Raw genomic sequence first — 12,405 nt, 5'->3', positions numbered from 1 at the left:
AATATGCAGTTTACCCTAAGTAAACGTCCTATCTGGTCATTCGTACTTCCTGTAAAAACCGATTATGCTAGTGCTACCTAGGAATAACCGAATCGTGCACGACTCCAAAAGGAAAGCACAGTGAAGACGTTTGAAGAAGTTCTAATACAATACGAACCAATGATTTCGGCCTGCATTCGAAAACTGCACATTTACAAAAATCACGAGTTATACAAACAAGCTGGAAATATTGCATTATGGAAAGCATGGGTGAAGTTCGATGAGGATAAAGGAGAATTCACACCGTATGCCTATCGAAGTATGTACGGGGCTATGCTGGACGAGTTAAAGAAGGAAAAGCATGTCGAAGATACTATTAACCCAGTGGAGGATGAAAAGCTGAGTCTCTTAATAGACCACTCACTAGTCAGTACCTTTGAACATGAAGAGCTTGGACTCGCACTAGAGAAATTAACATGGGACGAGCAAAGATTATTGTCATGGCTCTTCATCGAAGGTATCTCCCTCCAACAAGCTGCAACACGAGCAGGAATTAGTCAATCAGGTATTAAAAAGCGACGGGAGCGACTGTTGAATAAATTGAGGGAAATACTAGTGTAGGTTACCAGATTCTAAGACAATTCTATGATGTTAAGCAGAATTGTGAACCTAGTAACTCACTACTATTTTTAAAAACTTGTCTCGAAGTTCATTTGGTAGTTTTCACCTTTATCAACAAAAATGACAAGTCGGTACTTTGTAGATTGTTCATACGGTGAAATGGGGGTAGGAAAAGAAGAATGAAAAAAACATATATAAAAAAGAAAAAGACCTGGAAATGTATCTCTTATCAAATCCAGTCTTCATTTGACTACTTTTCATTCTATTCAATTTTAATAAAGAAAGTATAATTAGTATCCATGTTAACCAAATACACAGTTTAGTACTTAAAAAGCTACAAATATTTTTGAGTTTCTTTTATTATAAATATCACATAGGTAAAGATCTTTTGGAAAATACTACGAAGAATATTTGGGAGACATTTTAATCTCAAGTGCATCTAAATTATCATTACCTTGCCCAAAAGCATTTCTTTTCCTCCTCAAATAGAAACACCCCTAACTCCTCAAAAGGAATTAGGGACCTGTGTTATTGTTATTCGTTGTAATAATATTAATTTATTTTCTATTTGATTCGGTGAAAATAGAATAACAGAGAGCTTTATACTCTCTGTTTTCTTTTACACCTCACAATTAATGCATGTGTATGAAGGGAGCAAAGTGCAAATGACACCAAATTTAACATTGATTTTGAAACACATTTAACAGTGAAAATAGCATTAAAAAAGCTCTGTAAAGACTTCTCACCACAGAGATAATTCTCTCCACTTGTGTAGTTAACGTAAGCAAATTCTTACCATTTTCCACGGTAAGGAAAGATTAAATGCAGCACAAACAGTAGCAATTATAAGGTGTAGAATTTTTGGGTAGCATAAATAAGTTTTGAAGCCTACAAAAAACTCCCAATCCGAAGATTGAGAGTTAATTTTATCTATTAGTTAGAAGTTACATTTACACTTGCAGGGAATACAACAAGGTTCTTGTTTGTATCAGCTAAATCAAGTGTAGAAGAGGCTTTAACTTTAAGATCAAGAGTAGTTACAGGATCTTTCAAAGTAATTGTCAACTTATTATCAACAATTTTTTCTACTGCTACGGCATCTTCTACAAGAGCAGCAGTGTCAGTTCCTTTGAATACTTCTAGATCATCACCTGCTGTTAACGCATCAAGGTTTTCACTAAATGTAACAACGATTGTTTTAAGATCAACTGAAAGAACTGCCGATACTACGCTAGGAGCAACATTTTCTGTTAATGTTACTTTATCTGAATGTGCTTTTTCCATTGAAACACCAGCAGCAGTTTTTACGCCACTGATTGAAATATTACGTTCTCCAGAGAAAGTTGTTTTCCCAGTCTCAAGAATCAATGTAACTACTTTTTTGTTTGCATCTTTGTTTATTGCTTGTTTAACAACTGCACCATCAATAGTGTAGTTTGCTGCATTTTCAGCAGAAGCAACATCGAAAGCTTGGTTAAATTCTACTGTTACTACATTATTATCAGTTAGACTTGGAGTAATTGTTTTAACTGACTGTGCTAATGTATTAGAATCAGTTGTACGAGTGAAACTGATAGCATTAGTTTGTGCAACATTCTTAACACCAGAAATGTTTTCCACTACTTCTTTTGGAAGAGTTAATACATAAGAAGCATCAGATTTAACATTTGCAACATCCGCAAGAGCTACTTTGTAAACAGAAGTAGATCCATCAACTCCAGTTAAACTAGCTTTTGAAATTTTCACATCAGTTACATCAGTGGAAACTCCATCTTTACGCTCCGTACCTGCTAGAGTGATATCTCCAAGTACTGTTACATCTTTATTGAAAGTAAGAGTTAGATACTCTTTACCATCTTTAGCGTCTTTAGAAACAACTGCGCTTGATAGTGAAGGTGCTACAGTGTCAGCTTTGTAATCAAGGATTTTTGTGAATACAACGTTTTGTTCACCTGAGAAATCAGATACAGCACTTGCATTTAGGCTAACTGAATTAAGTCCTGTTACAGAAGTGTGAGTCAACACATATTTTGTTTTATCAGTCGAATCTTGTTTAACATCTGATACAGTTAGTCCAGTGAAATCAGAAGCTTCAAGACCATTTACTTTTTCAGAGAACTTAATTACAGTTTTGTTTGGAGCTAAAGCGTCAAGTGAAACAACTGAAGGAGCTACTCCGTCTTTGTCACCTTTTTGAACTGTAACACTAGATGGATTTGGTGAAATTAGGTTTCCAGCGATATCTTTTGCACCAATGAATCCTACTGTTACATCTTTCTTAGCAACCGCATTTGTTAGATCAAGTGTACCGAACTCACCTGAAGCATCCAAAGTGAATGTTACGTTTGCTGTTGTACCATCTGCATATTTGAAAGAAGGAGTTGGTACAGAAGACATAGGCTCAGAGAAATTAACCTTTACTGTTGAAGCGTTAACAGCCTCAGTTGCAAGAATACTTGGTGCAACAGTATCTTTAACTGATAATTTAACTAGGTGAGAAGTAACAAATTCACCTTTTTCATCCTTAACTGTTTCTTTTGGTAGGTCAACAATTAAATCTTTTCCATCAAGCGATGTGCTTGCAGTAATCGTAAGAATTTTTTTGTCTTCGCTTAGTTTTGCAGTATATGTTGCAGATACTCCTGAAACAGTGATACCTTTCAAAGCTTTATCAGCAGCGTTGATAACTGTTGCAGTATCAACAGCTTTGTTAAATTTAACTTCGATTTGTTTAGCGTTAATCGCACTTACTGAAACAACTTCTGGAGTTGTTACAGGAGCTTCAGTGTTGATTAAGTTGTTAAGGAAAGTAGAGAATTGACCGCGAGTTACATTACCTTTCGGGTTGAATGTAGTTGCAGTTGTGATGTTGAAGAAATCTAAAACATTGATGAATGGTTGAGCTTCAGCTTTTGCAGTTGCTAAGTCAGTTACTTCTTTAGTGAAAGTTTGATCATTCACATAGCTTACTAGATCTGATTCATTTACTGCGTCAAAAGCACGAACTAAAACAAGAGCCATGTTTTCACGAGAAATTTTGTCTGCAGCAAGTAATTTACCGTTGCTACCATTGAATACGCCATTGTCTTTAACAAGAGCTGCATATTTTAATAACTCATCGTCAGCAGTTAATGGAACATCGTCGAAACGTTGAACTGTTTTGTAATCTGCAGGAACTGCTTTTCCTAAAGTTTCTAACCATTTACCAAGCATTTTAACTACGTTATTACGAGTTAGTTCTTGGTTTGGTTTGAATGTACCATCTGGATATCCTTTAATGATACCTGCATCAACTAAAGATTTGATTGCTTTTTCGTGCGTGTTCCCTTTGATGTCTGTTAATTCTGCTGCTAATGCAGTTGGTACTACCGCTGAAGCTACTAATGCTGCTGAAGCTGCACCAGCTAAAAATTTGCGGTATTTCGTAGATTGGTTGGCCATGGATGATTTCCTCCTAATTGGTAAATATAAATTAGTAAACTATTATTTAGTAAAGTTGGTCCTACTTATGTAGAAATAACACCTACTAAATTAGTATAAGACCAGTATTTAGTAAAGTCTAATGCGAAATTATGGTAATAATACCACATAAAAGAAAGATCCAGAGGCTAATTGCCGCTGGATCTCACATGTCTATTTAATTCAGGTTCTACTGGTAGAATTGAGTCCTCTACTACTGTAATATCTTCTGCTGCTATATTTTCTGCAGGTTTGGAAGTCGACATAGGGAACGTTCCTGCCACTACTCTTTGAAACCAGTATAACATGAATTACCATTGACAGAACAGAAATTCCTCTGTGATTCGACAAACACAGAGGACTTTTTTCTCGTTTTTACTAATTCTTGAAACTTATAACTGGAATGTTCAACGGACGTTCTTTTATAGAAGCTTTCAATGCATTTACAAATCACGTTGGCGGCGTCTGTCCAATACTAATTGACGATATGCGAATTGCAGCTTCTTTTAAAAAAACTCCCTACATTGACTACATTAATCCAACAGCTACAAGAGCATTTCAAGATGGAAGTTCGATTATGTACACTAATACCTATTAATATCTTATGCTATTAAGTTCGACTTATTTATAAAAAAACCCTTCTGTCACTAACTTAAATAGCATTTTTTCTACAATCTTTCCTACTTCTTCTCTCCACAATGCATTTGAATAGAACTCTCAGACGTGTATTAGAAGTTGGTACCCTAAACTATTCACAACCCAACTTTAAACAATGTAGATACATAATTCTCCATTTACATTGTAACAACATCACAAAAACTACATTATTCTTTTGATTCGATTCCAACAAAAATACCTTGTGAAGTTTCTACATGCTATTCCTTTATTATTCCACTAAAGTTCAAATCTAATTCCTTACAAATGAATTGTCGAAAATGTGTTCCTCTAAAATAGAAATAGCCCTAACTCAACTTAAAGAGTTAGGGCTTAGTAATAAATACTATCCTTCTAAATAATATAAATAGTTGAAAAGTCATTAAATACAGATTAATGGCAAAAGAAAAGCCCTGCAGAGATCTCTCTCCACAAGGCTTTCTCTCATTCAAGCATTAAATTTAATCAACATAATGTAATTGTCTGAATTTTATTATAACCTAGTACCCAATAACTGTGTTAGAACCTCGCACCCGAACTTAATACCTGACTTTAAGATACTAGGCCCTTGCTCTGCGTACATAAGAAAAGAGCCAGAGTTAGAAACTCTGGCTCTTAAATTCAATTAAGGAGTAACAGTAACAGCAACTGCAATTGAAACAGTATCTGTTGTTTTAAGTGAAGCAGTATGTGTTACAGTGTAAACAACGTTTGATGAACCAGTTGTTTGTAATTTACCAGCTGTATCGTAAACTGCTGCAGCAGATGTAGTGTTTACTGCAATTGTATAACCAGTTGGAACAGTTGGTAAAGCAACTGTTCCTGCGGCAGCAGCTGCTGGAGCAAATGTTGTTATTCCAGCTGCAACAGCATTAACTAAACCTTGTTCTTTAGTTTGTAGATCTGATTCATTTGTAACTAATAATTTTTGAGCAGCTGTTAGACCAGCAAATGCTGTTCTTGCAGCTTCAATTTGTGCTTGAGTAGTAGCAGCAGTGATTTGTGCTTTAACTGCATTAGCAGCTGTAGCATCAGATACTGCAGAAACTGAAACTGATACAGGAACTCCTTCTGTACGAGTATTAAATCCTTTAGCTGCAAGAGCTGTAGTAGCAGTACCATCAGATGTTTTAACAGCTGATGCATCAACTACGTTACCATTAGCGTTGTCGAATGTGATGTATACTACGCCAGCATATGAAGAATTAGAGAAATTTAGTGTGAATCCATTTGCATCAGTAGCAACTGTGTAATCTCCACCAACACCGTATTCTAATTCAAGACCATTTGCTTGGAAAACACTAAAGTTATTAATTAGATTTGAAGCATTTTTAACAGTGATATTTTCACCGAAGTTTACTTCAACTGTAGTGTCTCCTGAAGTAGTTACAGCTTCTAAACCTGCAGTATCAAGAGCATCTGCAACAGTTACAACTGCAATATTATCTGCACTGTTTCTAACAATTGAAGGTGCAATCGAATCTTCAATGTTAACCGCTGTTCCTAAAGTAACTTTTTTATCTACTAAGTTTCTAGCAGCTGTATCAGTGAAACTAATTGTTTCAACTGCATCTTGAGATACTGTACCACTAAGTGTTAGTTCAACTAAAGTATTGTCAGCTTGGATTGCATAGTCTGATACAGTTACACCATTTGATAAAGTAAATTGAGATTTATCAATTGAGCTAACTGGTTGGTTGAATTTAACCAATAATTTGTTTGTAGCAGTAGCATGTACTCTTACTACATCAAAGCTGTTAGTGATTCGTTTTAATGGATTAGCATCATTAACAGAGAATTTATCCGAGAATCCATTTATATATTCTCCATTAGCACCTTTAACACCTTGAATTGTGATTTCTTGTAAACTTGTTACTGAAGACGGAAGAGTGATAATAACTCCTTTGTTTCCATTAACCGGTGTAAGGTTTGTGCTCGCTGGTAGTTTACCAACTTTAGTAACGTTATTTTGTACATATTTCACATAATAGTTTTCAGGATTTAATACTGAATATTGAGAAGAAGTATCCATGTCTTTGCTGAAGTTTACATAGTATACATTTCCGTCACCAGTTACTGAAGTAACACTTGGTTTAGCAACATCTTCAACAACGATTTTTTCTACAATTGGAAGTGCAGTATTTTTTAATGTTGTAGTATCTTGGATACCACTTAACTCAAATGTATATGTTCCCGCATCAAGAGCTTCAGAGAAGTTTACAGTTAGAGTACGACTTGAAGTTGAAGCAGCTTCAGTGATTGTGTAACCATAGCCAGTTACTGCTTTACCATCTTCATCTTTTAATACAACATTTCCAACTTTAAATGATGCTGGATTAATATTTTTATTGAATGTAAGAGTCAAAGAATCATTTGTGTCAGCAAAAATCGCACTAACAACTTCAGGACGAGTTTGATCAATTACTGGATTAATTGTTACTTTTGTATCAGCAGCAATTTTGTTTCCACTGTAGTCTACAACGTTTGTAACATTCAAGTCTGTAGCTACTGCAGGAAGTTTATGGTCGCCAGAGAAAGTTAATTTGAAAGTTTTTCCGTCGATTTTTTCAGTTACTGCATTAGCTGCATGTTTAGTAGAACCATTCATCCAGAAGTAGTTGCTACCTTTAAGAGCTTCTCCATCTTTAACATCTTCACTGAAGACAACTGTTGCACCTTCAAGAGTAACATCCTTCACTTCAACTACAGTTGGTGCTGTTACATCTTCAACTACATCGAAATCTACAGATGTTGAAACTAATTTATAGCCAGCAAAGTCTTGTACTTGATTATTAATTGAAAGAGTATGTTTACCAGTAGTTTGGGTAGAGAAAAGTTCAACGATTACAGTGCGAGTTCCGTTACCAGAAATAATACCAGAAACTGCTTTGTCATCTAATTTGAAAGTTCCAGCTACTGTAGAGTTAATATTAACTGGTTCTGAGAAAGTAATTTTGACAGCTTTATTTCCAAGACCTTCAACTTTTTCAACTGTTGGTAATGCACCATCAACTGGAGTGAACGCAACGTCTTTTGCAGATACAGTTTTAGTTTTGTCAGTAGTTTTTACATTTGTTACTGTAAGTGTGTGCTCTTCTTGGTTAACAAGTGGATTTGCATCTAATGTAAGAACTACAGATTTACCATCTGCTTGTAAACGAGCTGATTTAAGACCTAAAGTTGTACCATCTTGTTTTAAGTTATAAGCTGATTTGTTTTCAGCAGATGCTTTATCAACTGTACCGTCGAAAGTTACAGTAACTTCTTTTAGGTTAGTCGCACTTACTGATGCAACTTTAGTTGCGTTAGTAGTTGGAACTTCAGTTTTGATCAAGTTGTTAAGGAAAGTAGAGAATTGACCGCGAGTTACATTACCTTTTGGGTTGAATGTAGTAACAGTTGTGATGTTGAAGAAGTCTAATACATTGATTGCATCACGAGCTTCTTCTTTAGCAGCTGCTAAGTCAGTTACTTCTTTAGTGAAAGTTTGAGCATTCACATATTTTACGATTTCTGTTTTGTTGACTGCGTCAAAAGCACGAACTAATACAAGAGCCATGTTTTCACGAGAGATTTTGTCTGCAGCAAGTAATTTACCGTTGCTACCTACAAATACGCCATTGTCTTTAACAAGAGCTGCGTATTTTACTAACTCTTCGTTAGCAGTTACAGGAACATCGTCGAAACGTTGAACTGTTTTGTAATCTGCAGGAACTTTTGCTCCTAAAGTTTCTAACCATTTACCAAGTAATTTAACTACGTCAGAACGAGTTAAATCTTTGTTAGGTTGGAATGTACCATCTGGGTATCCAGAAATGATGCCTTTTTCAACTAAAGATTTGATTGCTGCTTCGTGCGTGTTCCCTTTGATGTCTGTTAATTCTGCTGCTAATGCAGTTGGTACTACCGCTGTTGCTACTAATGCTGCTGAAGCTGCACCAGCTAAAAATTTACGATACTTCGTTGGTTGGTTAGCCATTGAATAATTTCCTCCTCTAGGTAAATATAAATTTGCAATCTATTAACACGGCAAAATGCTAATAGATTATCAACTACACATTAAAGTATAAATTGGTAATAGAATTCTGTCAATTACTTTATTGGAAACATATTAAACAAATATCCAAAATTAAGCATTTTTGTCGAACTCTAATTACCATTATATAGATAAATATAAGGAATACAATCTTTTTAAACAAAATTCATTCCTCCCTTGCCATGTTTAACCAATTTTAATTTTTCTTATAAATTATGTTATACTTATTAATTGTTGAGTACTTATAAAAAAGGAGACTGGCAAATGGCTCTGTTTTGGCAAAAAATTTTCCCATCGGTGGATGAAAAAAAATTGAATTTATATAAGAAGGAATTACTAGAAATAGATAATTGGAGTGATACGCTTCGCGCTCTAACAGACGAGCAGTTGCAAGCAAAAACCTCTGAATTTAAAGAACGTCTTGCTCAAGGAGAAAAGGTGGAAACCATTCGTCCTGAAGCGTTTGCTGTAATTCGGGAAGCTGCAGATCGCGTGCTTGGCATGCGTCATTTTGATGTACAACTAATTGGAGGCATGGTATTGTCTGATGGCCATATCGCTGAAATGCCTACTGGTGAAGGGAAAACATTAGTTGCTTCTCTTCCCTCGTATCTTCGCGCTTTAGAAGGCAAAGGTGTTCATGTTATTACCGTGAATGAATATTTGGCGAAGCGTGACCGTGAATTAATCGGTCAAATTCACGAATTTTTAGGCTTGTCTGTTGGGATTACATTACCCATGATGGATCCGAGTCAAAAGGCTACCGCTTATGCAGCAGATATTACATATGGTATTGGTTCTGAATTTGGATTTGATTTTTTACGTGACAATATGACGTACAATGCCACTTCTCGTGTGCAACGTCCGTATCATTTTGCTTTAGTTGATGAAGTGGATAGTGTTTTAATAGATGAAGCAAAAACTCCTTTAATTATTGCAGGGAAAACAGATGTTCATGATCAGCTAAGTACTCTTTGTGCAAAGCTTGTAAAATCGTTTAAAGTGGATGAGCATTTTCACTATGACTTAGAAACGAAGACAGTAAGCTACTCCGAAGAAGGAATCGAACTGATCGAACGCTTCTTCTCTATTGATAATTTATATGATTTGGATCACCAAACACTCTATCACTATATGATTCAAGCATTACGTGCACGCATGATGTTTGCCCGGGATGTAGATTATATTGTGAAAGAAGGCAAAGTATTACTAATTGATATGTTCACTGGTCGTCCCATGGAAGGTCGAACGTTATCCAATGGCCTTCACCAGGCAATTGAAGCAAAAGAAGGATTACTTATTTCAGAAGAGAACAAAACACAAGCTTCTATTACCATTCAGAACTATTTCCGTATGTACCCTTTACTTTCAGGTATGACAGGTACTGCGAAAACAGAAGAAAAAGAGTTCCAGGAATTATATGCGATGAACGTTATGAAAATACCTACTAATCGACCAATTATTCGTGAGGACTTACCTAATCGTATTTATGCAAAAATTGAAGATAAGTATAAAGCTGTAGCAGAGAAGACGAAGGAACTTCATACGACTGGGCAACCTGTGTTAATCGGTACTACTTCTATTATTCAATCGGAAGAAGTTTCGAAGTATTTAAAACATGAAGGTATTGTTCATGAAGTGTTAAATGCGAAAAGTATCGACCAAGAAATTTCCCTTATTTCATTAGCAGGTCAAAAAGGTACTGTAACAGTTGCGACGAATATGGCAGGCCGTGGAACGGACATTATGCTAGGAGAAGGTGTGGCTGAACTTGGCGGATTGTATGTTATCGGGACAGAGCTGCATGAGTCTCGCCGTATTGATAATCAGTTAAGAGGTCGTTCTGGTCGTCAAGGAGACCCTGGTATGTCCGAGTTTTTCATCTCTTTAGAGGATGAAATGTTCAAGCGCTATGCTGGGGAAGAACTAGAGAAGCTAGTTGCTACTGTAAAACCAGCAACTGATGGGCTTGTGCAAAATAAAAAGGTGGAAGAATTTATTACTAGAACACAACGTATTTGCGAAGGTGCAAGTTACAGTGTTCGTGAGTACAATTTAAAGCTGGATAATGTGTTGAATGTTCAGAGGAAGACTATTTATGAACTTCGTGACCATTTAATTTATGGTGAACAGATAGAAGAAACTTTTGTTACGTTCATTAAAGAGTTCCCTGTACATGAAATTAACTTTTTCTTCGATGAAGAACGTGAGCATACGGAAGCCGATTTCCAAACACTTCGTCAGGTATTTTTAGATGCGATGCCTGGTACATCGTTACCTGCTTGGGATGTAGCCCCTTCTATGGATGAAGTGAAAAAGCAAGTAAATGCACAAATCGATGTGTATAAGGATACGGTATTGGAGCTGTTGAGCCGTGCAACGGAGAAAGAACAATTACGTTTGTACTTAATTGGCAGAGTAGATCGTCACTGGTTGCAGCATATGGATGCGATGGATAAGCTAAAAGAAGGAATCGGTATGCGTAGCTATTCACAAGAGGATCCGATGAGACAATATGAACGTGAAGGTCTTGTACTCTTTACCAAAATGGTTCATGGAATCGGGAAAGGCGTCGCGATGGAGATTGCCAATTTAGTTAACCAGCATACTACTAATGGAGGCGAAACAGAATGAGCATAAAAATCCCATTTTTCAAAGGCACTTCTAAGAACAAACAGAAAGAAACAGCCATTTCTTCGGAAGAAATTTTAGAAAATGCCGCTGCCGTTGGAGAGGAAGAGGTACTTACGAAATTATACTTTTTCGGTGGAAAACCAAAGCAAATAGAGGATCAATACTATTTTCAGTTTTTATTGAACGAGTTAGCTCCTTTGAAACGTAATCAGCTATCTCTTTCACCCCTTGAGTTGAGAATCGAAGAAGAAACTGTGTACGCACAGTTCTTCTTCCGTCAATCTTTAGAGAAAGAGATTACTCTGGGAACCACTCCCCTTGTTTTATTAGATGAAAGTGGAAAAACGTTAGGCCGAATCGATGCAGATTTGAGTGAACTTGGTGTAATACCCGCTGAAAGCGCTATGCCTTGGATTGTCGCTTTTGAAAAAGAGCATTTACTTGTTCCTGTAGAAGATATTTTAAAGGAAAACTGGTCCATTGCTTTTGAACAAAAGCTTCCGCACCGTTTAGATTTAGACGAGAATTGGGAACAATCATTAGCGAGTGCAGATAAAGAACAATTAGCTAAAGTGGTGGAAGGTTTAGCTGTTCCCAAGAAAAATGAATTGAATTTCATGGGATTAAACCAGCGTTTTCAAGAGGATGGCAGCTTGGCTGTGACAATTTTAATTCGCAGTGGTCACGAAAAGAATGTATCCATTGAAAAACTACCATTAGAGGTAATGGATGCAGCAAAAGAAATTGTTGCTAAAGGCGCATTTACTCTACCTCCTCTTACCGTTCAAGCGAATACAAGTAAGCCTTGGACATTTATCTTCCCTAATGAAATGGTCTTGAAAGAGCAGCCAGATTTTTCTAGTTGGTCCGTTAAAGTAATAGAAAATAACTAACACAAAAAAGCCTAAGTAAATTTTCATTTACTTAGGCTTTTTTGCGTGGGCAACCAACCGACTTTTTTTGGAAATTGTTCATATATATTATTGAGGAAATTATCCTTACAGTTTTTATGCTACCATCTT

Annotated in this window: 5 protein-coding genes; 3 read left to right on the top strand and 2 right to left on the bottom strand. The window is 36.2% G+C overall.

Annotated elements, in window-relative coordinates; genetic code table 11:
- The first annotated feature begins 120 nt into the window (after positions 1 to 120).
- The gene (locus MHB48_RS03570; RefSeq protein WP_342600187.1) at positions 121 to 600 is read left to right on the top strand and encodes a sigma-70 family RNA polymerase sigma factor; all 480 of its coding nucleotides are present in this window, start codon (positions 121 to 123) and stop codon (positions 598 to 600) included.
- A gap of 933 nt (positions 601 to 1,533) precedes the next feature.
- Here MHB48_RS03570 and MHB48_RS03565 read toward each other — a convergent pair.
- Positions 1,534 to 4,041 (bottom strand): S-layer homology domain-containing protein, encoded by a 2,508-nt coding sequence (locus tag MHB48_RS03565; protein WP_342600186.1) that lies wholly within the window; start codon positions 4,039 to 4,041, stop codon positions 1,534 to 1,536.
- Positions 4,042 to 5,338: 1,297 nt separating this feature from the next.
- Positions 5,339 to 8,692 carry an S-layer homology domain-containing protein gene (locus MHB48_RS03560; protein WP_342600185.1) on the bottom strand — a complete coding sequence of 1,118 codons (3,354 nt, stop codon included), beginning with the start codon at positions 8,690 to 8,692 and terminating at the stop codon, positions 5,339 to 5,341.
- A 321-nt stretch (positions 8,693 to 9,013) separates the two neighbouring features.
- Between MHB48_RS03560 and secA2 the strand changes: the two genes are divergently transcribed.
- Both secA2 and MHB48_RS03550 read left to right on the top strand, forming a co-directional pair.
- Positions 9,014 to 11,383, top strand: a complete 2,370-nt coding sequence (gene secA2 / locus MHB48_RS03555) for an accessory Sec system translocase SecA2 (RefSeq protein WP_342600184.1) — start codon at positions 9,014 to 9,016, stop codon at positions 11,381 to 11,383.
- Positions 11,380 to 12,276 carry an accessory Sec system S-layer assembly protein gene (locus MHB48_RS03550; protein ID WP_342600183.1) on the top strand — a complete coding sequence of 299 codons (897 nt, stop codon included), beginning with the start codon at positions 11,380 to 11,382 and terminating at the stop codon, positions 12,274 to 12,276. Before secA2 ends, MHB48_RS03550 begins: the two co-directional genes overlap by 4 nt.
- Positions 12,277 to 12,405 lie beyond the last annotated feature (129 nt).

Source organism: Psychrobacillus sp. FSL H8-0483 (assembly GCF_038637725.1).
Lineage (GTDB): Bacteria > Bacillota > Bacilli > Bacillales_A > Planococcaceae > Psychrobacillus.
This window is presented reverse-complemented; position numbering and strand designations above follow the sequence as displayed.

Coding starts and splice junctions, on each gene's coding strand:
- secA2 (WP_342600184.1), top strand. CDS start 9,014: ATGGCTCTGTTTTGGCAAAAAATTTTCCCATCGGTGGATGAAAAAAAA.
- MHB48_RS03550 (WP_342600183.1), top strand. CDS start 11,380: ATGAGCATAAAAATCCCATTTTTCAAAGGCACTTCTAAGAACAAACAG.
- MHB48_RS03565 (WP_342600186.1), bottom strand. CDS start 4,041: ATGGCCAACCAATCTACGAAATACCGCAAATTTTTAGCTGGTGCAGCT.
- MHB48_RS03560 (WP_342600185.1), bottom strand. CDS start 8,692: ATGGCTAACCAACCAACGAAGTATCGTAAATTTTTAGCTGGTGCAGCT.